This window comes from Streptomyces sp. SCL15-4, assembly GCF_033366695.1.
In the GTDB taxonomy this organism is placed as follows: domain Bacteria; phylum Actinomycetota; class Actinomycetes; order Streptomycetales; family Streptomycetaceae; genus Streptomyces.
Genome location: NZ_JAOBTQ010000001.1, coordinates 2,280,014 through 2,304,408 on the forward strand (window position 1 = coordinate 2,280,014; position 24,395 = coordinate 2,304,408).

The window sequence follows — 24,395 nt, forward strand, 5'->3', positions numbered from 1 at the left end:
CGCCTCCCGCGCGCCTCAGCTTCCGGCCGCGTACCGCACGAACCGCGCCCAGCCGTCCCGGCCGACGGCGAAGTCCGGACGCGTGACGTCCTTGGAGTCGCGCACGTGCACGGCCTGCGCGGTGACGGCGACTTCAACGCAGTCGTCGCCCGAGCTACCGCTATAGCTTGACTTGAACCAGGCGAGTTCGGTCGTGCTCATAGCTCTCCTCGCAGTCGCTCCAACAGGGCCCGTGAGAGTGTGGGGTTCAGGGCCTGCGACCGCAGTGTGTCATAGCGCTGGTAGAGAAGCCTCACGTCTCTCGGGTCGGCGATCAACCGGCCGTTCTCCTGCCCCTCCGAGTACGCCATTCGCCGCCCCTGAGAGGTCTCCAGCAACCGCAGAGGACCATCCATGCATGAGTGGCACTCGGCATTGATCGACATGATCTGCAGCGTCACGTTACGGGGCGCCGTGCAGTCCAGCACGTGCTCCAACTGCGCGCGCATCACCTCAACACCGCCCAGCTTCCGTCGGAAGACGTGCTCCTCGACAATGAAGTGGAACGGCACGGTCGGCCGCTCGTACAGCATTCTCTGCCGGTCCAAGCGAGCCGCAACCTGCGCCTCCAACTGGTCATCGGTCAGCAGGGGAATCCGATTCTCGAACAGTGCCCTCGCATAGCCCTCCGACTGCAAAAGTCCCGGAACCAACCGGCACTCATACGTGCACAGGCTCACCGCGACCCTCTCCAGCTTGGCCCAGCGCCGGAACCAGGCCGCAAGCCCCGCCTCTCCTCGCGTCAGGAACTTCGCGGCCCTGCGGAGCGCGCCCGTGTTGCCCGATGCCTCCTCCGCCCGCTCCACGAAGGACTCGTCAGGCATCCTCCTGCCCAACTCCACCGACTCCACGGTGTGTTTGGAGAACTGGACCAGCCTGCCGAACTCCTCCCTGCTCAACCCCGCGTGCTCGCGCAGGGCCTGGACGACCGCTCCGAAGGTCCGCAGACTGTCGGAGGGATCGGGTTCCCGCTCCGCCTCGCAGACCGTAAGGTCGTCGTCGTTCTCGCTCGCGCCGCCGTCTGTCATCCGCGGCCACCTCCAGGTCCGTACGTACCGTGCTGAGCCCCCGCGCTCGACGGCACCCAGAGTGACGGCAGGGATTGCGTACTGTCTACCGAATGTGCCCGTACGCTGACAGAGCGTACGAGGTGCGCCTCTGGATCAACGCCGCGCGCGCCCGCCACGGTGATCCCATGAACCCCACAACCCCCCAACTCCCCAGTGCAGCCGCACATTCGTTCTCCCAGCTGCTGTCCTCCACGCGCCGGGGCGCCCGCCTGGCCAGACTGCTCGCCGCCGGAGAACTGCGCGCCTGGGGAGTGTCACCGAGCGTCATCGACCGCGCGGAGCACATCGTCGCCGAACTCGCCGCGAACGCGGCCCTGCACGGCCGGGTGCCAGGACGGAGCTTCCGGCTCGCGCTGGCCCTCGATGTCACCGCCGGGACCCTGCGCATCGCGGTCAGCGACGCACGCGGCGACCGGCTGCCCGCACCCGCGAGGACGGCCCGGCCCGAGGAGGCGGAGTCGGGCCGCGGCCTGCTCCTCGTCACCGCGCTCGCCGACCGGTGGGACACCGCGCCGTACCCGCCGTCCGGCAAGACGGTGTGGGCCGAGCTGGACGTCGTCCTCCACAACCGAACACCGAGGCCGGGCCGGTGAACCGCCGGGACCTGGGTACCCGCGTCTGCGAGACGGAAATACCGCATGCCATGCACAGCACGTCTGGAAGGTGATCACCGTGTCCAGTACGCAGCCCCACTACGAGGCAGGCCATCAGGCGCACGGGTCCGAACCGGTGGGCGAGCTGGTCCAGCGGGCCTCGCAGCAGCTGACCGAGCTGGTGCGGGGGGAGCTGCGCCTGGCGCAGGCGGAAATGAAGGAAAAAGGCAAGCGCTACGGCAAGGGCGGCGGGCTGTTCGGCGGCGCCGGGCTGGTCGGGTTCCTGATGCTCCAGGCCCTGGTCGCCACCGTGATCGCGGCTCTGGCCGTGGCGCTGCCGGTGTGGGCCGCGGCCCTGATCGTCACCGCCGTGCTCGGTGTGATCGCCGGGGTGATGGCGCTGACCGGGAAGAAGCAGATCGCCGAGGCCGCGCCGCCCGCACCGCAGCAGACGATCGAGAACGTGAAGGCCGACGTGGCCGAGATCAAGGAGAGTGCGCACCGATGACCCAGCCGCCCCACGACGAGCCCACCGCCGCCGGCCCCGAGGAACTGCGCGAGCAGGTCGAGCAGACCCGCCACGAGCTGGGCGAGACGGTCGAGGCACTCGCGGCGAAGACCGATGTCAAGGCCCGCGCTCAGGAGAAGGCCGCCGACGTCAAGGAGCAAGCCGCAGCGAAGGCCGCCGATGTGAAGGAGCAGGCCGCCGCGAAGGCCGCGCAGCTGAAGGACAAGGCCGGCGGCCTCGCGCACCAGGCGCAGCCCCTCATCAAGGACAAGGCGACCCGCGTGGCCGACCAGACCCGCGACAAGGCCGCTCAGGCGGGCCGGCTGTGGCAGGAAAAGGCTCCGGAGCCGGTACGGCAGACCACCGCCCGCACCGCACGCTGGACCCGCGACAACCGCGCCCTGCTGCTCGCCGGCGGCACGGCACTCGTACTGTGGCTGGCGTGCCGCCGCAAGAGGTAGCCGGAGAGGTGTGCTACTTCCGCTTGACCGGCGGGCAGGTGCCGGTCTCCGCGCCGATGGAGTTGATCTCGGCGTTGGAACGCACGTCACCCGCGTAGTTGAGCTGGTCCGTGCACTTCTTGTCGTCGGACGCCGGCTTCTGCACCGGCGGACACGTACCCGTCTCCGCGCCGATGGAGTTGATCTCGGCGTTGGAACGCGGGTCGCCGGCGTAGTCGATGCGGTCCGTGCACTTCATGGCGGACTTGACGGGCGCGCCCGACGATGTGCCCTCAGCGGGGGCGGACTTGTCGGACGCGCCCGACGACGTTCCGGGCGCGCCCGACGGCTTGCCCTCCGTCGTGCCGGACTGCGGGCTGCTCGTGGCCTTGGCCGTAGCCGTAGCCGTCGAGTTGCTCGCGGAAGCGGAAGGGGACGTGTCGGCGTCGCCGTCGTTGCTGCACGCCGTCAGCGCCAGGCCGAGGGCCACGGCGGTCAGGGTCAGTGCGGAGATCTTCCGAGTGCGCATGCTGGTGTCCGTCCTCTGTCTGCTGGCGAGCGATCCGGGCGACTGTTCACCCGGGTGGCTTTCTGCCCTCTTTGATAGTCGGCGAGGTTGCCTGCGTTGCCTCTCGATCGCGCTCAAGACACGTTCGTGACATGACGGCGACGGCATCGCGACGTACTCCCGGCCGGAGCTAAGAGGCGCGATACGCTGCGCGGGAGCTGACCCGGCAAAGGAGCGGTGTATGTACGCCCAGGGACATCGAGCGCGGCAGAGCGCACAGGACGAGGACCGGCGGGCGCCCGCGCACGCGCCGCGTCCGGGCGCCCGTGCGCCGGCCCCCGGGACGCTGCTCCACCTCCAGCGCACCGCCGGCAACGCCGCGGCCGTCCGGGCCCTCGCCCCCGTGGTGCAGCGGGTCGCGGTGACCGACCCGAACTCCAGGCAGTCCGTGGAGACCAGCGGCCTCTCCCCCGAGCAGCGCGTCGTCCTCGCCACCCAACTCCTGCGGGCCAAGAAGACCAAGGAACTGGAACGCCTGCGCACCGCGCACCCCGACGAGCGGGACAGCCTGTCCGAACAGGCGCTGCGCGCCATCATGCCCCGCTACCGGGACGTCCACCCGGAATCCGAGGGCGAGTCGGAGAGCGAGGACCCCAACGTCTTCTACCGCACGCTCCGCCCCGAGGAACTGCCGCTGCGCAACGGCCTGCGCCCGCCGGTCGGCCACGACGTCACCAAGTCCGCCGCCGATCACATCCGCGCCGGCAGCAGGGCCAAGGTCAAGTCGTCCTGGGTCTCCTTCACCCGCAGCCTCAAGACGGCCGCGGCCTGGGCCGCGGAGAACGAGTCGCGCATCGCCAAGGTGAAGCTGCCCGACGGAGCCAGGGTCGTGGAGGGCAGGGTCTACGACACCACCGACCCCGAGCAGCTCGCGGCCGTCTTCGGCGACAGCGGCGGCAGCGCGGAGAACTTCGCCAAGGCGTCCCAGGAAGTCGTGGTGAAGGGCGGACTCGGCGCGGAGGCCGTGCTCCAGGTCTTCAAGGCCAAGTACCTCACTCCCGAGCAGTACGAGCAGTACAAGACGGGAGCCGCCACGGACTCCGATCTCTACGCCGTGGTGCGCACCCGCGCGAAGGTGACCGAGAAGAAGCAGAAGCTGGCGCCGAAGCCCATCGGCATCTACAACCACCAGGAGACGGAACTCGCCGCTCCCAAGCGCAAGGACCGGGATCGCACCCCGGACGAGGACCGCGGCAGCCGCGCCCGGCTCACCGCCTGAGGCACGGCAACGCGACGGACGAGAGGAACCCCGGCCGCCGTACGGCCGGGGTTCCTTTGCGGTGGTGCGTGTCGGTCAGCGGGCGCGATCAGCCACGCCGGGAGGGTCAGCGCTGCAGGGTGAGGACACCCGGGCGCCACGGCAGCTGGTCGTAGGGACCGCTCGCCGTCGGGGACTTGCCCTGGTAGAGGAACTGCAGGTTGCAGGGATCGATGGTCATGGTCTGGTCGGGGTTGTTGCGGACCAGGTCACCGTGGCTGATGTCGTTGGTCCAGCCGGCCCCGCTGTTGGCCTTGCCCGCGAAGGGGTTGCTCTCGCTGGTGGCCTGCGGGGTCCACGAACCGCTCAGGCTGGAGGCCGTGAAGGAGCGGAAGTAGCGCCCGTTCGCACCCATCGCCTCGACGATCATGAGGTACTGGTTCTGGCCCTGGACCTTGTAGACCTGCACGGCCTCGAAGAGGTTGGCCTTCGTGTCGCTCATGACCGTCGTGTACGACGAGCCGAAGTTGCCCGGGAAGTTCCCGATCGGCATGCTCGCCCGGTAGATCTTGCCGTTGTCACCGGCGAAGAAGAGGTACATGTTCTGGCCGTCGGCGATCAGCGTCTGGTCGATCGGGCCGGTGTCGGAGCCGGAGAGGCTCCCGGTGAACAGCGGCTGCGGGGCGGACCAGCCGTTGGGGTTGGTGGGGTCGCTCGACGTGCGGTAGATGAACGGCCACGCACCCCACTGGTACGCCAGCACCCAGATGTTCTTGGGCGCGAAGTAGAACAGCGTGGGCGCCACCGCGGACTGGCTCATGCCGGTCTGGCCGGCCGACGCCATGTCCGACCAGTTCGTGAAGGGGCTGAACATCATCGAGCCGTACGACGATCCGGACACGTTCGACGCGTAGACGAGGTGCTTGCCGTTGTACGTGACGGTGGTGAAGTCCTTCACCGAGGCCCACCCGTTCGCCGGCTGCGCCAGCGCACCCGTCGACGACCACCGGTACGTCGACGGAAGAGCGCAGCTGCCGTCCGTCGGCGTCCCGGGCAGACCGGACCACTTCTGGTTGCTGCCGCCGTTGCACGTTCCGATCTGCACCGCCGTACCGTTGGCCGTACCGGCGCCGGCGGCCTCCAGGCACAACCCGGACTCCGCGCCGACGACCGTGCCGTCGGACTTCACCCGCCACTGCTGGTTGGCGCCGCCGGAACAGGACCATATCTGCACCCGCGTACCGGCCGTGGTGGCGTGACCCGGAACATCCAGGCACTTGTTGCCGTAGACGGTCAGCTGGTTGCTGTCCGTCAGCGTCCACTGCTGGTTGGTCCCGCCCCAGCAGTCGTAGAGCTGAAGGTACGTGCCGTCGGTCTGGCTGGCTCCCGGCACATCGAGACACCGGTTGGAACCGGCACCGCGCAAGGCGCCGCTGGCAGCCGCCTGAGCCGGAGTGGCCACGAGCAGCGCCGCCAACGCGACCAGCGCCGCGGTCACCGCGGCGAGCACCGCAGACGGATGCCTGCGGCTCAAACTTCCTCTGTGCATGGGGACTTCCTCAACTTTGAGTAAGCGATTCCGGTTGCCGACGCGCGGCTACGAAAGCTGGATTGGCACGTTCATGACATACGTCCGCGACAGGCCTCTCCTCCAGCCCCCACTAGTTCGATATACCGAACATCAGCCGCAATATCGGCCAACTGAAGGATAGGGAACCGGTGAACGACGTCAATACCTCGCGCACGTGTCGCCTCCGGCTCCGAAACATTCGCACCGCGAGTTCGTACAAGCCCGCACGTCACAGCGGTGCCACCTGGAGCGACCACGACTCGGCTCTGAAGCGGGGCCACCCTCAGCCGACGCCGACACCGGCCGGGACAAGACGATTTCCGAACGCCACCAGAAATTTCGCCGCCGACTCCGGAGGTGTCGAACGGCCAGGAGGCCGGTGCCCGCCCGGCCGACGGCACGTGGCCCCTCCTCCGGACGGGAAGGGCCCCTGATCACGGTCGTTTCCGCATACGCCGACCGACTACGCGGGAACCAGCACCGGCTTCGCCGGGAGCCCACCGTTCTTCTCACAGCGCAGTTCCTTGGCCATGGCCAGCGCGAAGGAGTGGGCCACGGTCGCGTAGGCGTTCTTCAACGCCTTGATGTCGGCCTCGGGTGGCTTCGGCATGCTCCAGCGCCGCACGCTGACGGAGATGTGGGCCGGGCCCCCCACTTCGCTGAGCCTGGGGCTCCGGCACGCGAAAAAGACGTGCGCGTTGTTCTCCGCCGCCACGGTCCGCTCCCCCATCTTCAGCACGGTGAATTCCGGGTCCGGAGTGCCCGTCGGAGCGCCTCCTTCCAGCTGCCAGGTGATTCTGAGCTGAAAATCCGGCGTGCCGACGGGCATGAAGACACGGCAGAGGTCCCCGTGATCCAAGAACCCCTCGCCAAGGTCCGCCGCGGACTGCGCGACGCTGTACTCCTTCGCCGATGCCTCGAACCGTGACGACCCCGTGATCACCTTCAATGCCTTGGCCGCGTCGGCGGACACGGCCTCACCACCGCACAGTCGTGTCCCCACGACCGCCTTGTAGTTCTCCGGGAGATGATCGTCATCTCCGTCCCCTCCGCAACCGGTGGCTCCGAGAAACAGCGAGCCGGCCACGGCCGCGGAGAGGAGCCCTCCGTGTACCGACCTACGATTGATCACTGTCCGCATCCTCACGTCGTCTCCGGATTCAGCCGGTCTCCGGGGCGTTTCCCTGCTGTTTCGCCCGGTCGTTTCCGAGCCCGTAGCCGATCAGCATGGATTCGTACAGGTCCTGCCTGAACACGCTGCCCGTGGGTACGGCGTTATGGTCCAGGAACTCCTCCGCCGGGGCCTCGGCCATGCTCTCGCCAGCGGAGTAGATCTTTTTCTTCTCGTCGTCGGCGAGGTCCTCCATCCTCTCCTTGTGCTCGTCCACCGAGTTGTCGGAGATGTTCCCGATCGTCTGGCCGATGACCTGTTCGGCGGCGCCGCCGGCGGTATCGGTCGCCAGCGGGATGAGCACCGCGGCCGTCCCCACGGCCGCGGTCGCGGGCAGGAAGGCGACGCCCGCCGCGATGCCCGCCGTGGCCCCGAACTCGATCCAGCCCGCCCGCTTGGCGACCGCCTTCTCGTAGTCCTCGTGGGCCTTGAGGTTCGTCGCCTCCACCTGGTCGGCCCGGGACTGGTCGAGCATGCCGTGCACCTCGGCGCCCACGCGCACGGTCGCCCTGGCCCTGGCGGCGACCTCGTCGTCGATCTTCCCGTCCGGGCCCACTGCCCCTTCCAGCACGCTGCGGGTGTAGACCTGCTCCGCGGCCGAGACCGTCGCGTAGGCGTCCGGGTGCTGCCCCAGGGTGCTGAGGAAGCCCCGGACGACGCTCCGCCCGTTCCCGTCCACGGTGTCCATGAAGTCGAGGTGGCCATCCGGATTCCTGCCCGGCGCGAACACACTGTCCGGATCGTTCTTGGCCAACGCCCAGTTGATGTCGTCGACGTAGCCGGCGCCCATGACGCCCAGGCTGTCGGCCATCGCCTCGTGGTGCTCCTTGAGCAGCCCCGGGTCCGCACCGTACTTCTCCATGACCTTCTGCATGACCGCGGCGTTGTCCGCGTCCCGCACCACACCGGCGTCCGGGTGCCCGACCGGGTAGCCGAGGGTCGCGGCCTCCAGGGCGTGGCCGAGGGCGTCGGGCATCTGGTCGAGCGACGCCTTGTTCTCCTTCTCGTCGAGCGAGTTGACGTCGGGGAAGGACTCCCACTTCTCGTTGCTGAAGAAGTCGAGGTAGTTGTCGATCGCCTCGCCGTCCTTGTTCTGCCCGAGGTCGGCCGTGGCACCGTGGTCGACCGTGCCGTCCTCGTTGTACGCGGTCGGCGGGTCGGTGAAGAACTTCTTCGCCGCTTCCGGACTGTTGCCGAGCGCTTCCAGCATGGCGGTGGCCGGGTCGTAGCCGGCCCCGTTGACGCCGGAGGGGTTGAACGGGTTCTTGAACGGACTGTTCACCACCTTGTTCTCGGCGAACATGTCCGGGTCCTTCTGGTGCAGTTGCGCCACGTGTTCGGCGATCGGATTGAGGAACTTCGCGTCGTAGTTCCCGTACCGCATGATCCCGCCGAGCAGTTGGTATCCGAACGGCCCGCCGTAGTCGTGCTTGGCCAGCGGAATCCGTTCCGTACCCAGCTTGCGGAGCTGCGGGCCCCACGTGTCGGTGAATTCCTTGTCATGGGAGGCGGTGGCCAGGTTGAGGCCGAGGTTCTTCTGAAGCTCCTGGACGTCCTTGAGGCGCTCCGCGTCGACCTTGCCGTACTCGTACGTGTCCGTGGAGAGCTGGCCGAAAAACGCGAGCGACTTCTCCGGGCCGAGCTTCTCGTAGAAGCCCTTGGAGAACGTCACCGATGAACTGTTGTCCTTCAGCAGCTCGTTGAGCTGCTGAAGTTCGGCGTGGGTGATGTCCCGGCCCTTGGCCGCCAGAGCGGCGGCGCGGGCGGCCTCCTCCTGGTCCAGCTTCGTGTACGTCGGAGCGTTGAAGTCCTTGCGGTCGGTGACGTTGGATTCAAGGGTGTTCTTGAGGGCGAGGTCGGTGTCGTTGCAGTTGTCGACGATGAGGTCGATCCTCTTCTGCCACGACTCGATGTTCCGCCTCTCCTTCTGCAGGAACTCGCTGTAGTCGGGGTCGTGCTGCGCCGCGCGGTTCTCGGACAACGGATGCCGTGCCGTCACCTTGCCGTTTCCGTCCACGCGGATGCCGGCCGCGGGCCCTTCGTGATCCCGGATACTGATCAGGTCGTCCTTGGCCTTCTTGATGGCCGCGTAACCCTCTTCCAGGATCAGCTGCACACCCTTGGCCTCGGCCGCGGCATCCGCGAACTCCTTGACCGTCTTGCCGATGAACGCCTTGGTGACCCCTGCGTTGACGCCCTCCCAGGCCGCTCTGTCCGCCTTCGCCTTCATCCCGTCGGCGGCGTCCGTGGCGAGCGTGTCCAGCTTTCCCGCCATCTCCGACCAGTCGTCGGCGGCGGCCTTCAGCTTCGCCACCGGGGCGTCGATGATGTCCTCGTACTTCAGCACGTCGCGCGCTCCCCCGAGCCCTACTTCATGTATTCCGTGAGCACGGATATCCGCTTCAGGTCTCCCTCGACCTTCGCCTCGTCCTTGGCGTGCTGGGCCTTGCTGTAGTCGAGGTGATTCGAGATCTGCGCGCAGGCGTCCAGCAGCGTCTTCAGGTGGGTCTGCCAGAGGTCGTGCACCTTCAGCACGGCCGAACCGCTCACGAAGTTCCCGTTGGTCAGCGCGGTCGCCGCGTCGAACGTGGAGGCACGGGCGATGTCACCGTCCTTCGCCAGTCGGCCCAGCAGGCCGTACGCGTCGTTGCCGATGGCGCCGAGGTCGTCCCGGCTGACCACCAGGTCGATCCCGCCACCACCTCCGCCGCCGTCGGCCGGAACGCTGTCGATCCGCATGGCGGTCCGCTTGGCCGCCGCCGCGCGTAATTCTGACCATTCTTGCTCGAACGTCACGAAATCCCCCAAGTCCTCCAGGCAGGCCACACCACCGTACTCGCGCGGCAACCGACCTGATCACCTGTCTGTTGCTTCGTCACCCGCTCGTGTCTGAAAGGTAGTTGGTGTTCCGAGGTCCGGACGCAGGAAGCGGTCCGGTCAGGTTGACGCGGATCACGCGCTCGGACTCGTCCGGACTCATCCGGTCGGGTCTGCGGTGGTGCGAGGCCAAGGTGACGTCGGGCACGGCGGCCTCGGGCACGGGGGCATCGAGGCCACCGTCCGCGCGACGGCCGCCCAAGAGGCTGATGCTCGACGTAGCGGTCCGCGAAGATCGGACGGGGAGCTGACGCCAGACGGTTGCCCTTGGCCCGGGAGACACCTCGGTGAGGGGCGTAGGCAGGGCCGTGTTCGGCGGCGAGTTCGGGCCAGGAAGGTCGTCCGGGCGGCGGGCAGGGTCCGCGCGCCCGCCAGGCTCTCCGGCCCCCGGCGGCGTCTCGCGGCGGACCGCTGGGAAGCAGTTCTCCAGCGCCCGGCGCACGGTCTTCGACGGCCGCCCGAGCAGCTTTCGGAGCTGGTCGCCGACGCCGCGGTACCCATCGCCGATCAGCCGGGTCAGGGCCTTCATGCGCTCCACGGTGGGCGGGAACTGGCTGGGACGCTCGGCCGGCAGCCGTTTCCTCTTGTCCGGGAGCGGTCGCAGCACGATGTCCGTGCGGACGTCTCGCGGTCGTCCAGGTACGGACGCGGGAGACCCTCGTCGGCGGGGCGGAGGGTCATGCAGTAGCCGGGGTCGACTCTGGTCGTCCATGAAGGCGCGCCGAGCCCGAGCGGGTACCTGCCCTTGCCGTCGAAGGCCCCTTGAGGCCCGCGGGCACGGCGACGTCGTCGCCACGGGCACGCCAGGCCGCATGGGGTTTTCCTGCCTCGCGCGCGGGCCGTGAGGCGGCCGGAGCGTCAAGTGAGCGGGTGTGGCCGATCCGGCGGCAGGTCAGCTGCTGGAAGGGCCGGACGTGCCCGGCGCGGCGTTCCCGCCACCGGGCCGCGCCGGGCACGTCCGGGCAGAACCCGGGCGCGCTTCGTACGGGCCGGCCCGGCCCGGTGGCCGGTGACGAGGCCGGGCCACGGCAACGACTCGTCGCCGAGTTTCACCTCGCGCACATCGCCGTCCGGCCCCGGACGCCTGCCGGGCCGTGGCTCACGCGTCGATGATGACGGGGATGATCAAGGGCTTGCGGCGGTACGTGCGGAACGCCCAGTTCGCCACGGCGCGGGCGAGCAGCTGTTCGAGTTGGTGCGCGTCCCCGACGCCTTCCTCGGCCGCGGTGGCCAGGGTCTTCTCGATGACAGGGATGACCGGCTCGAAGGTGGTGTCGTCGTGGACGAAGCCGCGGGCCAGGAAGTCGGGGGCCTCGGCGAGCGCGCCGGTGTCGGCGTCGACGATCGCCACCACCGTGACCACGCCTTCGGCGGCGAGGGTGAGGCGGTCCTTGAGGGAGGCCTCGGTGGCGCCGCCGACTTCCATGCCGTCCACATAGACGTTGCCGGCGGGGACCTTGCCGGTGATGGACGCGCGCCCGTCGACGAGGTCGACGACGACGCCGTCCTCGGCGATGACGACCCGGTCGGGGTCGACGCCGGTACGGATGGCGAGGTCGCCGTTGGCCCGCAGGTGACGCCATTCGCCGTGGACCGGCATCACGTTGCGGGGTTTGACGATGTTGTAGCAGTAGACGAGTTCACCGGCGCTCGCGTGCCCGGAGACGTGCACCTTGGCGTTGCCCTTGTGGACCACGTGGGCGCCCCACCGGGTGAGCCCGTTGATGACCCGGTAGATGGCGTTCTCGTTGCCGGGGATGAGGGAGCTGGCGAGCAGGACGGTGTCGCCCTTGCCGATGCGGATCATGTGGTCGCGGTTGGCCATCCGTGACAGCGCGGCCATCGGTTCGCCCTGGGAGCCGGTGCACACGAGGGTGATCTTGTGGTCCGGGAGCTTCTCCAGCTCCTTGGTGCTCACGACCAGACCGGACGGGACCTTCAGATAGCCGAGGTCACGGGCGATGCCCATGTTGCGGACCATCGATCGGCCGACGAAGGCGACCTTGCGGCCGTGCTGGTGGGCGGCGTCCAGGACCTGCTGGATGCGGTGCACATGGCTGGCGAAGCTGGAGACGATGACCCGGCGGGGCGCGGTGCGCATGACCTGCTCGATCGCCGGGTTCAGCTCACGCTCGGAGGTGGTGAAGCCGGGCACCTCGGCGTTGGTGGAGTCGGTGAGGAACAGGTCCACGCCTTCCTCGCCGAGGCGGGCGAAGGCGCGCAGGTCGGTGATGCGGTCGTCGAGCGGGAACTGGTCCATCTTGAAGTCGCCGGTGTGCAGCACCATCCCGGCCGGCGTCCGGATGGCGACCGCCAGACTGTCCGGGATGGAGTGGTTGACCGCGACGAACTCGCAGTCGAAGGGACCGAAGCCGCGCCGGTCGCCCTCCCGCACCCGCACCGTACGCGGCCGGATCCCGTGTTCCTTGAGCTTGGCCTCCAGGAAGGCCAGCGTCAGCTTGGAGCCGACGACCGGAATGTCGGACCGCTCGCGCAGCAGGTACGGCACGCCGCCGATGTGGTCCTCGTGGCCGTGGGTGAGGACTACGGCCACGATGTCGTCCAGCCGGTCCCGGATCGAGGTGAAGTCCGGCAGGATCACGTCCACGCCGGGCTGGGTCTCCTCGGGGAACAGCACGCCGCAGTCGACGATGAGCAGTTTGCCCGCGTGCTCGAAGACGGTCATGTTGCGGCCGATCTCACCCAGGCCGCCCAGGGCAATGACCCGCAGCCCTCCTGCAGGCAGGGGAGGGGCGGCTTTCAGTTCCGGGTGTGGATGACTCATACCTTGACGGTACCCGGAGAGGGGGAGGGGATGATTCATTGCCTCTGTGATCTCTTCTTCGGTACCGCCTCCGGTGGGTCAGCCGCGAGCCCGGTCGTGCCGGCGGAGGTCTCCTGCCCCTTGTCCCGGCGGCCGGCCTCCCGGTGCGCCCCGCCGCTGCGCCACCAGGTGTACGGCAGTGCTCCAGCGCCGTCGGCACTGCGCCGGAAGTGTGTCCGGTCTTGCCCAGATGCCCGCCGTCTCCTCGGCCGGGCAGCGCTCCCGGCGTCCGTGACGGCGCACTGCCACTCGGAGATCGGCTGCCGCCCCTGCCGGAGTCGGTACTGCCCTCACGGCGGAACGTGAAAACGAATCCGACCGGCGAGAAATCCGTGCAAACACAGGCGCTGGAACGGGCGGCGCGAAACGGACGCAATATCCGGACGTCCGGACGCTTGGCATACGGCGAGCCTACGGGATTACCTGATTGCCGTCCGCAAGTAAAACTACCGGGGAGAAATGCGAGTAGCTGGGGCCCGCACCCCGAAGGATGCGAGCCCCAGCTACAAGCTACGTGACAGGCAGCGTCAGGCGAGAACGATGTTCTCGGCCGTCGGGCCCTTCTGGCCCTGCGCGATGTCGAAGGTCACCTTCTGGCCCTCCAGCAGCTCACGGAAGCCCTGGGCGGCGATGTTCGAGTAGTGGGCGAACACATCGGCGCCGCCACCGTCCTGCTCGATGAAGCCGAAGCCCTTTTCCGCGTTGAACCACTTCACGGTACCAGCAGCCATTTCATTTCTCCTTTGGGGCAGTGCATCGGGATCCGCACTGCGCGGACCCAGTGTCGCCGCGATGATCACCCCGCCCGGAAAAAAGAACCGGCTAACAAAAGCGCCTCCAGCGGCACAGAATGCCACCGCGAGGCACTTGAGGTTTTGGGAACCACAACTGCAACTGACACCGACAGTAGCACGCCGCAGCGGCCCGTGTGCGGCAAAGAATCCCACTCCACTTAATGCGGCAGAGAATCTGTCTACCTGTTCCGCCGAAATCTCAGCTCACGAGTACAGATATTGAATGAGCCGGAGCGTAACGTTGGTCGCGCTTCCGATTCTGAGGGAGTCAGGCGGTCAACGTCTCTCCCCCCGACCCACGCAGGAACCTGCCCTTGGGCGAGTGGTGGATGGTCCGGCCCTGCGGCCTGGACGGGTGCTGCGGATTGGTGTTGCCTGGCGCGACGTCCCCGCCGAGACCGTGGACTGCTCCGGAGTCACGGCCTGGCGCCGGCTACGGGACTGGACCGAGGCCGGAGTCTGGCCGCGCCTGCACGCCGTCCTGCTCACCGAACTGCGCCGCGCCGGCTCGCGCCTACCGCCGCCTTCTTCGGGGGCGCGGCATCAAACCACTGATCGCCCGTCGTGGCGTCGCCCACGGCTCCGGTCTGGGCAGGATCCGGTGGGTGGTAGAGCGCACGTTCGCCTGGCTGCATCAGTTCAAGCGACTCCGCACCCGCTACGAACGACGTGCCGACCCATCAGGGCCTGCTCGAACTCGCCTGCAGCATCATCTGCCTCCGACGACTCCGAAGGGCGTTCTGAAACGATCAGTTACTACGTAGACGACAGGACGACGACAGGACTAGGGTCTACGGCAGCATCGCGTGTCGGTCACCGGCCGGGTGAGACATGGAGGTGCCGGGACATGCCTTCGGAGGCATTCCTTGTCAGTCGAGTTGAACCACACGATCGTCCATGCCCGGGACAATCGGGAGTCCGCAGAATTCTTCGCGAACCTGCTCAGCCTTGAGATCACCGCTAAGTGGGGTCCGTTCATCGCGGTCAGCCTGAGCAACGGCGTCACTCTGGACTTCGCCACTGTTCCCGCGGACAGCATCACCCCCCAGCACTACGCCTTCTTGATCTCCGAGGAGGAGTTCGAGGCGGCGTACGCGCGGATCAGACAGCGCGGCATCGAGCACTACGCCGACCCCCACCGGAAGCAGCCCGGCACGATCAACCACAACGACGGTGGCCGCGGCGTGTACTTCATGGATCCGGCGGGCCATGCCATGGAACTCATCACCGTGCCGTACGGCGGCTGGACCTCGTAACCACGTGCATCGAGGGCCGCATCCCCGGCGCGGAGTGCGGCCCTCAACCGCTGTATGTGCCCCACGTGATCGCCTCCGCCGCCCGGGCGCCGTCAGCATCAAAGGCGCGGTGGGTGATCCTTGTCCGGCCCCCTGTCGTTGCGTTGGGGTACCGACGTGGTGCACTACTTGCGTCTCGTACGTCCTATTACGGCTGCGACTGCCAGGACGGCTACGATTGTGATCACCAGAATTGAGATCGGCGTTCCGGACGGCCAGCCTTTGTAGGCCATCGTCACGTAGTTCATTTCACCTCACGAAGTGGCTCGGTCATAGATTCCTGAGTCGCAATTCTCCATGGGGCATCGGACACAAAACCGGCCTTCTTAGACGCAGACTCCGCAAAACTCATGAATGAGGTTCCGCTGGGATCGATGCGGTTGACGGGGTCGCCGGCAGCGTAGAGGTACGGATTCTGTTCCTGGCCGGAGGGGTCGGGCTGGGTGAAGCGGCCGATGTTGGCGTCGTAGTAGCGGGCCTGGAGGTGGTAGAGGCCGGCGGGGTCTTGGTAGTTGCCGGCGAACCGATGGGGTTGGTCGACCGGTTCACCGGACTGGGCGGGCAGGTGGACGCCGCAGGGACTGGTACACATGCTTCCCCCCGTTAGGTTTTTCGCGGTCCTGCAACAGAGCCGTTGGCCTCCGGGTCCGGCATGGCTGTTCCCCCGCCAAGCTCCTGGGCGTCTTCCAGGTGTCCATCCTGCACAACATCACCCACCTGCTCTTCGGTATCGCCGGCCTCGCTCTGGCCCGCAGCATCAGCGCCGCCCGCGACTACCTGCTGCTCCCTGCTGTCTCCGGTTCGGGCGGCGGCGAACCGGCTCCGCCGCCCGAACCGCGTCCGTCGGCATCCTGTCCGCCACCGGGCTGTGCCCGGCCGCCGCTTGCCGGCTGTGCGGACCCGCACCCTGCCGGACGCCGCGTGCTATCCCGAGGCCGCAGCCCGGCCCGCCAGCCGCGCCACCGTCCGTCCGTCCCATTCCGGTCTGCGCCGCGCGCGGGTCGTTCGCGCCCGGACTGGCGCCCGCCGTCCCTCGCCCGCTGTGCGTGTGCCCGGGTCGGCCGACTTCCGGTCCCGGTCCGGGACGTTCGCTCTTGGCATCACGGAGAGGCGTGCTGGCCCGTCCGGCCTACGTGAGTGACTGCGTGGTCTGCGCAATCCCCCACGGCCGGGCTGCAGCCGTCGAGGACGTGGTTGCAGCGCCTCCTGCCGGTGGCCCGCCCGGAGGGCGGGAACTTCAGCACTGCGCCCCGCGGACCGCTCGCGCTTGGGCACCGTGCCGCTGTCAGCGCGGCGACATCAGGTGAGAACGTCGGTGGGGTGGGTGCGCTGTCGGCGGGCGGGTGGCGCTACGGGCCGGAGGCGTCACGGGCGACGTCGAAACCGACCTCCACCACCAGCTCGGAGTCCGCCAGCGTGACGTCCAGCTGCTCCTTGCCGCCCACCCGGCGGGGGAACGACCAACGTCGTGACTGCTGAGCAGCGGGGCGCCAGACCGTCATCCGATCGGTGGCCACGCTGAAAGAGCTCACTGGTCGCGACCCCGACGGCATCCTGGACGGCGAGCGGTGGATCGAGTGGCGCGGCGGCCTGGCTCACCAGTGGAGCGCCGCCTGAGCGCAACCCTCTGCCAGGCGGGGTTCGAGTCCTTCGAACATGCGAGGTCACAGCGAAGCGCCGGAAGGAGGTCAGCGATGCTGCCGCAAGCAATCCGGCCTTCACCGCGATATTGGCGTTGGGACGTGTACTCGATTTAGGCTGCGTCGGTTCGTGCCGCTCGCGGCAGCCCATCGACCGAGTGGAAAGCCGATGATCCAGCAAGCGTCGGTCACCGACCCGGCTCCCGGGCGCCGCCCCGAGCTGGTCCCGGACCTGGATGTGGAAGCGGCCCGTATAGCGGCGGTACGCCGCTACGACATCCTCGACACGCCGCCCGACGGCGCGTTCGACCGGGTGGCGGCGATGGCGGCACGCCTCTTCGACGTACCTGTGGCGACGGTCACGATCGTGGACACCGACCGCATCTGGTTCAAGGCCGCCCACGGCCTGGAAGGCGTCAAGGAGATCGGCCGCGACCCGGGACTGTGCGGCTCGGCGATTCTGCGCGATGACGCCCTGGTCATCCCCGACACCCTTCAGGACCCGGTCGCAGTGGACAATCCGCTGGTCGCCGGAGAGATGGGTGTGCGCTTCTACGCCGCCGCACCGATCATCACCCCCGACGGGCACCGGCTCGGCACGGTCAACGTCCTCGACACCAAACCGCGCTCCATCACCGAGGACGACACCGCCACCCTGGCCGATCTCGCCGCAATCGTGCTGGACGAGATGGAGCTGCGGCTATCGGCGCTGCGCGCCCTGCGCGACGAACAGGAGCGGCGGGAGGCGGAACGGGCGGCGCGGGAGCGGGCGGAGCAGGACAAGGCCGCCATCGCCGCGTTCGCCTCCACCCTCCAGCGCACCCTGCTGCCCCCGGCACTTCCCGTGGTGCCCGGCCTGGAGCTGGCCTGCCACTATCGCACCGCCTCCATCCACGACGTGGGCGGCGACTTCTACGACGTCTTCCCCGTCGACAGCGGCCGGTGGGCGTTCTTCCTCGGTGACGTGTGCGGCAAGGGCCCCGAGGCGGCGACCGTCACGGCCCTGGCCCGTCACACCCTGCGCGCCGCGGCCCAGATCGACCCGGAGCCGGTCACCGTCCTTCGAACGCTCAACACCGCCCTGCTCACCGACGTCACTGCCGGAAGCAGATTTTGCACCGCCCTCTTCGGCCTCCTGGTACGCCGGGAGGATGGCGGCTTCACCGTCACCCTGGCCACCGGCGGTCACCCGCAGGCCTACCATGTGCGTCCCGACGACAGCGGCGCCGTATGGGTCAAGGCGGTACGCCCTGAAGGTGGCATGCTCGTCGGCGCCTTCCCCCAGGCATCCTTCGCCCGGACCACTTTCTCCCTGGCTCCCGGGGAGAGCCTGTTCCTCTACACCGACGGGCTGACCGAAGCCCGCACCGCCGAGGGCGCCATGCTCGGCCAGGACGGTCTGACCGGCTTCCTCCACCAGCGCACCGGGCCCGTCACCGCCACCTCCCTGGTCGAGGACACCGTTACGCTGCTGGCCTCGCTGCCCGACGGAGCCGGCGACGACGTGGCCCTGCTGGCCCTGTCCGTGCCCGGCCCCCAAACCGCACCCGACAGTGGTGTCGCCGCCACCGCCCACACCGCCGCCGCACCCGAACACTTCGGCCAGGAGTGATGACCGACGTGACCGACACGCTTCACCTGACCGTTCAGCACCCCAGCCCCGGCCTTGCCGTCGCCGCGGTCGTGGGGGAGGTGGACATGCACACTGCGCTCACCCTGCACTCCGAAGCCCTGGAGATCATCCAGCGGGGACACCCGCGCCTGGTCCTGGACCTGGCACAGGTCGGGTTCTGCGACTCCGCCGGTCTGAGCGCGCTCATCCGCATCTGGCACGCGGCCCAGGCGGCGGGCGGCTCGCTCAGCGTCGCCGCTGTCCCCGACCGTCTGATGCGCATGCTCTGCATGACCGGTGTCGACTCACTTCTGCCGGTCCATGCCACAGCCGCCGAAGCGGTCGCCGCCATGAGTGCCGGCCAGTCCACGAGCGCAGATGTGCACGGCTCCGTCACCAGCTCTTCCACCGGGGCGGGTACGGCGAGCTGACCGAGGGCGAGCAGGTGGCCTTCGACAACGCTCAGGGGCAGAAGGCACCGCAGGCGCAGAACGTCGTTCAGGGCTGAGCGGACGCGCGGAAGCCCGGAGTGCGCGGTCCGGCGGACCACTCATGCGCACAACGTCGACGGCGAACTACAGGCCGGGAAGTGACCGCTGCGCTGCACGCCGCCCTGTAAGAAGCTCTCGAACCTCCCCCGGAACCCGTCTCACGGACTTATGGTTCTGCCGAGCCTGCTGGTGTGCTGCGGTACAACAGGTGGGCGGTGATCCGCTTTCCCGTAGCGCGCAAGGCGACGACGACTTTCTTGCTGACGGTCTCGACCAGATGCAGGCCATGACCACCGATGCGGCGCGGGTCGGCCTTCTTCGGCGCCGGCTTCTCGGTGGAGCTGTCCCACACGGTGATCGTCAGCTCTTCTCCGGACAACCGCAGGGTCATCCCGCAGGGACCCCGAGTGTGCCGGACGGCGTTGGTGACCAGTTCACTGACGGCGAGTTCGGCGTCCATGGCCAGGGTGGACGGCACGTTTTGGCGGCCGGTTCGCGGGGCGTGGGCGAGGAAGGCCCGCAGGGAGCGACGGGCGTCCGTGACCTGGGCCGCTCCCTCGTCCCAGCTCGCGTGGTAGCGCAGTGTGGCTTCCTCCTCCGTGCCCGTGGTGTCTGCCGTCTGTTTCCTCGGCGGATGGGCCCATGCGGATTCTTTCAGGGGAAGCTCCTCTAGGTGCGGGCTTGAGGTGACGCGGCGGTCGAGGTGCGGGCTGGAGCCCGGTGGTTGGAGGTGGTTCCACTGCGTTACCGGGCCCCAGCTGTGAGTCCTGGTGCCCGCGAAGGGGACATTCACGCCCTTTGGTGCGTGATGACCCTCTGACGCGCGAGGCATGCATGCCAGTGGGCCCCGGAAAATATTCCGGGGCCCACTGATGGCTCGTGTCGGTTCGTGCCGACTGGTCTACCAGCGATACCAGCGGCCCTTACGGCCGCCGCTGTCCGCAGTGCGGATGACGAAACCCAGCAGCCAGATCACCAGCACGATCACGGCGATCCACCACAGCGCCTTCAGCGCGAAGCCCGCGCCGAAGAGGATGAGAGCCAGCAGGAGAACGAGAAGCAGGGGAACCATAGTTATCAACCTCCGCCGCTCCTCGTGCCCCTCGAAAGGCGGAAACACACTGCCGAATTCCCAGGTTTCTTCACCGCGCCTGCGGGCATCGGACTCAAGTTCCCTCACCTGGATCGACCGGTTTGGTCGGCGCTTCTGCAGCAACACCACCCGCTCGGCTCATGGCCGTGGCCAGAGCCGGCGGTACCGCCGTCGTCCAAGCCGCCGGCACCGACGCATGGACCGGTCCGCCCGCCGAGTACGGACATACGGAGTTCGGCGAGCAGGACCTGGCCGAAGCGGCCGGGGACGTCGCGGATACGTGCGCGCAGGAAAGAGACGTGCACACCGTGGAGGTGGAGCGGTCGGCCATCACCGTGCCGGAACCACTGGCCGACCTGCTCGCGCTGGTCGAGTCGGAGATCGAGCTGGAGGCCCCGCCGAGCCCGCTCCCCTGGACGACCCATGGTCGGTCACATCACCCGGACAACTGTGCACTTTGCTGGTGGCACTGGCGGCTGACTTCCCCCGGGACCGCGCCTGGACAGCAAACAGGCGGGCTCGGGGGCTGTGGGCCGGTGACGGTGGTGGCTGGGCGAGCGGCTCGATGTCTCCGGCAGCCCGCCACACCTACGAAACCAGGAGACCGCCTGAACAGCGACGCGATAGACCTGACGCCCCACCAGAACGAGCGTCAAATGAGCGTCAAGACACCTCGCAGAGCGTCATTCGAGCCTCAAGATATCGCCCGTAACGCCCATAGCGCACATCATGCGCACCCATCGAAACCGCAGGTCAGCGGCCCTTCTCGGCAGGCTCCAGAATCGCCACGCACTCCACATGATGCGTCATCGGAAACAGATCGAACGCCCGAAGCGTCCGCACCCGGTATCCGCCCTCCCGGAAGTACGCCAGGTCCCGGGCCAGCGCGGCGGGGTCGCAGGCGACGTAGGCGATGCGGCGGGCGCCGAGGGTGGAGAGGTGGGACACCGTTTTACGGCCGGCGCCCGCTCGCGGGGGGTCGAGGACGATGAGGTCGACCTCGGTGATTCCGGTGCGCGGCAGGACCGACTCGACCTTGCCCTGCTCGATGCGGACCCGCGGGAAGTCGGCCAGGTTGTGCCGCGCGTCCTCCACCGCCCGCTTGCCGGACTCGATGCCGAGCACCGCGCCCTGCTCGCCGAGGCGGTCGGCGAGGGCGCCGGCGAAGAGGCCGACGCCGCAGTAGAGGTCCAGCGCCATGTCGCCCTTGCGCGGCAGCAGGCCCTGCATGACCGCCGTGACCAGCGTGTCCGCCGCCTTCGGGTGGACCTGCCAGAAGCCGCCGCCGCCCACCCGGTACGTCCGGTCGTCCGCCCGTTCGCGGACGAAGGGACGGCCGTGGACGCGGTGCACGCCGCCGGACTTCTCGTCCACCCGCAGGACCGACACCGGCCGGTCCAGCTCGACCAGCGGCAGGCGGCCGCCGGGGCGCGGGGTGAGGACCACCTGACGGTCCTGCGAGCCGGTCGCCGCGATCGCCTCGACCGACTCCATGCCGGTCCAGTCCCGCGTCTCGATGCCCAGCTCGCTGACGCCCGCCGCCGCGATCATGCAGTGGTCGATGCGCTCGACCTCGTGCGAGCGGTGCCGGCGCAGACCGGCGTGGCCCTCGGCGTCGACGGCGTACTGGACCCGGGTGCGCCACTGCGGGACCTGACCGGCGGGCAGCTTGTCGCCCTCGGCCGGGACCACCGTGCCGTCCCAGCCCGCCTCCTCGGGAGTGAGGCCGGCCAGCCGCTGGAGCTGTTCGGCGATCACCTCGCCCTTGAGGCGGCGCTGGGCGCCCGGCTTGGCGTGCTGCCAGTCGCAGCCGCCGCAGCGGCCGGGGCCGGCGAACGGGCAGGGCGCCTCGATGCGGTCCTTGGACGGCTCCAGGATGCGTACGGCGTCCGCGCGCAGGAAACGCGCGCCCTCCTCGCCCTCGGTCACCCGTGCCACCACCCGCTCGCCGGGCAGCGTGTGCCGGACGAACAGCACCTGTCCCTCGGACGTACGGGCGATGCAGTGGCCGCCGTGGGCGACGGGGCCGATCTCGACCTCGTACTCCTCACCCACCAGAGACTTGGTCGGTTCTGCCTGCATGGTGGGATGACTCCAGATCGAAGAGAGAACGAGGGAACGAGGCAACGAAGGAAGGAAAAGGGAGGACGGGGCGGCCGGCTGCCGGTGGGCCGGTCGACAGCCCACCAGTCTACGGCCTCCCCGTCTCTCCTCGGTCCTGCCGGACGGCCCGGCCCGGTCCTCGCCGGACACCGGACCGTCCGCCGCCTCAGTCCTTGCCCGACGGCTCCTTGGGCCGCTCCACGGCCGGGCCCCGGCGGACCGCGCCCGGCGCGTTCCACTCCTGCCGCTTGCGGGCGCGGGCCCGGGCGGCCTCGGAGGAGGCGAGCTGGTAGGGCACGGAGGTGACCATCACGCCGGGCGTGAAGAGCAGGCGGCCCTTCAGGCGCAGGGCGCTCTGGTTGTGCAGCAGGTGTTCGTACCAGTGGCCGACCACGTACTCGGGGATGATCACGGAGATCGCGTCGCGCGGGGATTCCTTGCGCAGGCTCTTGACGTACTCGATCACCGGTCGGGTGATCTCCCGGTACGGCGAGTCCAGGACCTTCAGCGGTACGTCGATCCCGCGCCGCTCCCACTCCTCGCGCAGCACCTTCGTCTCGGCCGGGTCGACGTTGACGGTCAGCGCCTCCAGGGTGTCCGAGCGCATCAGCTTGGCGTAGGCCAGGGCGCGCAGCGTGGGGCGGTGGATCTTGGAGATGAGGACGACGGAGTGGACGCGGGAGGGGCGGACCATGTCGTCGCTCGGGCCCTCGGGCGCGGCGATCTCCTCGGCGACCCGGTCGTAGTGCTTCCGGATCGCGGTCATCGTCGCGTAGAAGATGCACATGCCGAGCAGGGCCACCCAGGCGCCGTGGGTGAACTTGGTGACCAGGACGACGACGAGCACCAGGCCGGTGAAGAAGGCGCCGAACGCGTTGATCGCGCGGGAGCGGATCATGTGGCTGCGCTTGGCCGGGTCCTTCTCGGCGGCGAGGTGGCGGTTCCAGTGCCGGACCATGCCGGTCTGGCTGAGCGTGAAGGACACGAACACGCCGACGATGTACAGCTGGATGAGGCGGGTGGAGTCCGCGCCGTAGATGAACACCAGCAGCATGGCCGCGCCGGCGAGCAGCACGATGCCGTTGGAGAAGGCGAGCCGGTCGCCGCGCGTGTGCAGCTGGCGCGGCAGGTAGCGGTCCTGGGCGAGGATCGCGCCGAGCAGCGGGAAGCCGTTGTACGCGGTGTTGGCGGCCAGGAACAGCACCAGCGCGGTGGCGGCGGCGAGCAGGACGAACAGCAGGCTGCCCTTGCCGAAGACCGCCTCGGCGACCTGCGAGATCACCGGGTTCTGGACGTAGTCGGGGCCGACCGGGATGCCGTGGTGCAGCAGGTCGGTGGCCGGGGTCTCGGCCATGCGGACCTTCGTCGTCATGGCGAGGGCGATGATGCCGCAGAACATGGTGACGGCGAGCAGGCCCATCATCGCGAGCGTGGTCGCCGCGTTCTTGGACTTGGGCTTGCGAAAGGCCGGGACGCCGTTGGAGATGGCCTCGACGCCGGTGAGGGCCGCACAGCCGGAGGAGAAGGCGCGCAGCAGCAGGAAGACGAGCGCGAAGCCGGCGAGGCCCTGGTGCTCGGCCTTGATGTGGTAGTCGGCCGTCGGGGCGCGCATGGAGTCGCCGAGGACCAGACCCCGGAAGGCGCCCCAGAGGATCATGATGAAGACGCCGCCGACGAAGACGTACGTCGGGATCGCGAAGAGTTTGCCGGACTCTTTCACGCCGCGCAGGTTCATCAGCGTCAGCAGCACGATCACGGCGGCCGCGCAGAGCACCTTGTGCTCGACCACGAAGGGGATCGCGGAGCCGAGGTTCTCGATGCCGGAGGAGATGGAGACGGCGACGGTCAGGACGTAGTCCACCAGCAGGGCGCTGGCCACGGTGAGGCCGGCCTGGGGGCCGAGGTTGGTGGTGGCGACCTCGTAGTCGCCGCCGCCGCTCGGGTAGGCGTGCACGTTCTGCCGGTAGGAGGCGACCACGGTGAACATCAGCACGACGACCGCGACCGCGATCCAGGGGCTGAAGTGGTACGCCGACACGCCCGCGATGGACAGGACCAGCAGGACCTCCCCCGGCGCGTAGGCGACGGAGGACAGCGGGTCGGAGGCGAAGACGGGGAGTGCGATGCGCTTCGGCAGGAAAGTCTCACCCAGCCGGTCACTGCGCAGTGCGCGCCCGATCAGGATCCGTTTGGGCACGTCGGTCAGTTTGGACACGAGAGAGGATCGTAAGCCTTCGAACTGGCACCCGCCCACCCGGCGTGCTGCATCTGCCTCACGAGTGAAATCGGGGGCACGCGGAACTTCGGAATCCGTGGTGTGGGTGCCCGCCGTCCGCGGGTGGCAAACACCGCCTGTCGCCGCAGTCCGGAGGTCCCCCGCCCGGGCCCGCGGTGCTGTTCGGGGCGCCGGCGGCGCCGGCCTGCCTCGGAATCATGAGGGTGCGCGGCGTGCGCAGTATCACTCGGCGGCGCCGCGCGCCGCGCCGGGGCGGGGGTGCCGGGCGCGTGG

At 68.8% G+C, this 24,395-nt stretch carries 21 protein-coding genes and 3 pseudogenes; 9 read left to right on the forward strand and 15 right to left on the reverse strand.

All coding sequences use genetic code 11. From position 1 onward, the window contains the following. Nucleotides 1–15: 15 nt before the first annotated feature. Both SCK26_RS09415 and SCK26_RS09420 read right to left on the reverse strand, forming a co-directional pair. A complete protein-coding gene (locus tag SCK26_RS09415) occupies nucleotides 16–201 on the reverse strand; it encodes a DUF397 domain-containing protein (protein ID WP_318200829.1) in 186 nt (61 codons plus the stop codon). Continuing rightward, on the reverse strand, nucleotides 198–1,067 hold the full coding sequence (locus SCK26_RS09420; protein ID WP_318200830.1) for a helix-turn-helix transcriptional regulator: 870 nt from the start codon (nucleotides 1,065–1,067) through the stop codon (nucleotides 198–200). The genes SCK26_RS09415 and SCK26_RS09420 overlap by 4 nt, the downstream gene beginning before the upstream one ends. 167 nt (nucleotides 1,068–1,234) lie before the next feature. Between SCK26_RS09420 and SCK26_RS09425 the strand changes: the two genes are divergently transcribed. The 3 genes from SCK26_RS09425 to SCK26_RS09435 all read left to right on the forward strand — a co-directional run bounded on the left by SCK26_RS09425 (nucleotide 1,235) and on the right by SCK26_RS09435 (nucleotide 2,671). Further along, nucleotides 1,235–1,702 (forward strand): ATP-binding protein, encoded by a 468-nt coding sequence (locus SCK26_RS09425; protein WP_318200831.1) that lies wholly within the window; start codon nucleotides 1,235–1,237, stop codon nucleotides 1,700–1,702. Nucleotides 1,703–1,781: 79 nt separating this feature from the next. After that, nucleotides 1,782–2,210, forward strand: a complete 429-nt coding sequence (locus SCK26_RS09430; RefSeq protein ID WP_412080728.1) for a phage holin family protein — start codon at nucleotides 1,782–1,784, stop codon at nucleotides 2,208–2,210. Next, complete coding sequence (locus SCK26_RS09435; protein WP_318200832.1) at nucleotides 2,207–2,671, forward strand: DUF3618 domain-containing protein; 465 nt, start codon at nucleotides 2,207–2,209, stop codon at nucleotides 2,669–2,671. The genes SCK26_RS09430 and SCK26_RS09435 overlap by 4 nt, the downstream gene beginning before the upstream one ends. Nucleotides 2,672–2,684: 13 nt before the next feature. Here SCK26_RS09435 and SCK26_RS09440 read toward each other — a convergent pair whose 3' ends face one another. After that, on the reverse strand, nucleotides 2,685–3,179 hold the full coding sequence (locus SCK26_RS09440) for a hypothetical protein (protein ID WP_318200833.1): 495 nt from the start codon (nucleotides 3,177–3,179) through the stop codon (nucleotides 2,685–2,687). Nucleotides 3,180–3,399: 220 nt separating this feature from the next. Between SCK26_RS09440 and SCK26_RS09445 the strand changes: the two genes are divergently transcribed. Further along, nucleotides 3,400–4,437, forward strand: coding sequence for a hypothetical protein (locus SCK26_RS09445; protein WP_318200834.1), 1,038 nt, complete (start codon nucleotides 3,400–3,402; stop codon nucleotides 4,435–4,437). A gap of 106 nt (nucleotides 4,438–4,543) precedes the next feature. Here the strand turns inward: SCK26_RS09445 and SCK26_RS09450 are convergent, their stop codons facing one another. The 6 genes from SCK26_RS09450 to SCK26_RS09475 form a co-directional block, all read right to left on the reverse strand. After that, nucleotides 4,544–5,965: a non-reducing end alpha-L-arabinofuranosidase family hydrolase gene (locus SCK26_RS09450; protein WP_318200835.1), complete on the reverse strand. Its 1,422-nt coding sequence runs from the start codon at nucleotides 5,963–5,965 to the stop codon at nucleotides 4,544–4,546. Nucleotides 5,966–6,449: 484 nt separating this feature from the next. Next, complete coding sequence (locus SCK26_RS09455; protein WP_318200836.1) at nucleotides 6,450–6,959, reverse strand: hypothetical protein; 510 nt, start codon at nucleotides 6,957–6,959, stop codon at nucleotides 6,450–6,452. A gap of 187 nt (nucleotides 6,960–7,146) precedes the next feature. Then, nucleotides 7,147–9,504 carry a hypothetical protein gene (locus tag SCK26_RS09460; RefSeq protein ID WP_318200837.1) on the reverse strand — a complete coding sequence of 786 codons (2,358 nt, stop codon included), beginning with the start codon at nucleotides 9,502–9,504 and terminating at the stop codon, nucleotides 7,147–7,149. 20 nt (nucleotides 9,505–9,524) lie between these two features. Beyond that, complete coding sequence (locus SCK26_RS09465) at nucleotides 9,525–9,953, reverse strand: hypothetical protein (protein ID WP_318200838.1); 429 nt, start codon at nucleotides 9,951–9,953, stop codon at nucleotides 9,525–9,527. A gap of 1,180 nt (nucleotides 9,954–11,133) precedes the next feature. Continuing rightward, complete coding sequence (locus SCK26_RS09470) at nucleotides 11,134–12,819, reverse strand: ribonuclease J (RefSeq protein ID WP_318200839.1); 1,686 nt, start codon at nucleotides 12,817–12,819, stop codon at nucleotides 11,134–11,136. Between the two features lie 566 nt (nucleotides 12,820–13,385). Continuing rightward, entirely contained in the window at nucleotides 13,386–13,589 is a 204-nt protein-coding gene (locus SCK26_RS09475; protein ID WP_014145516.1) for a cold-shock protein, read from the reverse strand. A 304-nt stretch (nucleotides 13,590–13,893) separates the two neighbouring features. Here SCK26_RS09475 and SCK26_RS09480 point away from each other — a divergent pair. Then, a pseudogene (locus SCK26_RS09480) lies at nucleotides 13,894–14,396 on the forward strand (transposase). Between the two features lie 122 nt (nucleotides 14,397–14,518). Continuing rightward, nucleotides 14,519–14,908, forward strand: coding sequence for a VOC family protein (locus SCK26_RS09485; protein WP_318200840.1), 390 nt, complete (start codon nucleotides 14,519–14,521; stop codon nucleotides 14,906–14,908). 283 nt (nucleotides 14,909–15,191) lie between these two features. Here the strand turns inward: SCK26_RS09485 and SCK26_RS09490 are convergent. Further along, nucleotides 15,192–15,530: pseudogene (locus SCK26_RS09490) on the reverse strand (RHS repeat-associated core domain-containing protein); the annotation flags it as partial. 89 nt (nucleotides 15,531–15,619) lie between these two features. On the opposite strand from SCK26_RS09490, the pseudogene SCK26_RS09495 reads away from it, so the two are divergent. Then, a pseudogene (locus SCK26_RS09495) lies at nucleotides 15,620–16,084 on the forward strand (DUF4383 domain-containing protein); the annotation flags it as partial. Nucleotides 16,085–16,296: 212 nt separating this feature from the next. On the opposite strand, the gene SCK26_RS09500 reads toward SCK26_RS09495, so the two are convergent. Beyond that, a complete protein-coding gene (locus tag SCK26_RS09500; protein ID WP_318200841.1) occupies nucleotides 16,297–16,464 on the reverse strand; it encodes a hypothetical protein in 168 nt (55 codons plus the stop codon). A 292-nt stretch (nucleotides 16,465–16,756) separates the two neighbouring features. Here SCK26_RS09500 and SCK26_RS09505 point away from each other — a divergent pair, with 292 nt between their 5' ends. Both SCK26_RS09505 and SCK26_RS09510 read left to right on the forward strand, forming a co-directional pair. Further along, nucleotides 16,757–18,199 carry a GAF domain-containing SpoIIE family protein phosphatase gene (locus tag SCK26_RS09505; protein WP_318200842.1) on the forward strand — a complete coding sequence of 481 codons (1,443 nt, stop codon included), beginning with the start codon at nucleotides 16,757–16,759 and terminating at the stop codon, nucleotides 18,197–18,199. Next, nucleotides 18,199–18,630: an STAS domain-containing protein gene (locus SCK26_RS09510; protein WP_318200843.1), complete on the forward strand. Its 432-nt coding sequence runs from the start codon at nucleotides 18,199–18,201 to the stop codon at nucleotides 18,628–18,630. The genes SCK26_RS09505 and SCK26_RS09510 overlap by 1 nt, the downstream gene beginning before the upstream one ends. A gap of 226 nt (nucleotides 18,631–18,856) precedes the next feature. Here the strand turns inward: SCK26_RS09510 and SCK26_RS09515 are convergent, their stop codons facing one another. From SCK26_RS09515 to SCK26_RS09530, 4 genes are all read right to left on the reverse strand, one after another. After that, the gene (locus SCK26_RS09515) at nucleotides 18,857–19,522 is read right to left on the reverse strand and encodes an ATP-binding protein (RefSeq protein ID WP_318200844.1); all 666 of its coding nucleotides are present in this window, start codon (nucleotides 19,520–19,522) and stop codon (nucleotides 18,857–18,859) included. Between the two features lie 69 nt (nucleotides 19,523–19,591). Next, nucleotides 19,592–19,762 carry a hydrophobic protein gene (locus tag SCK26_RS09520; protein ID WP_318200845.1) on the reverse strand — a complete coding sequence of 57 codons (171 nt, stop codon included), beginning with the start codon at nucleotides 19,760–19,762 and terminating at the stop codon, nucleotides 19,592–19,594. A gap of 774 nt (nucleotides 19,763–20,536) precedes the next feature. Next, entirely contained in the window at nucleotides 20,537–21,865 is a 1,329-nt protein-coding gene (locus tag SCK26_RS09525; protein ID WP_318200846.1) for a class I SAM-dependent RNA methyltransferase, read from the reverse strand. Nucleotides 21,866–22,052: 187 nt separating this feature from the next. After that, entirely contained in the window at nucleotides 22,053–24,101 is a 2,049-nt protein-coding gene (locus SCK26_RS09530; protein WP_318200847.1) for an APC family permease, read from the reverse strand. Between the last annotated feature and the right edge of the window lie 294 nt (nucleotides 24,102–24,395).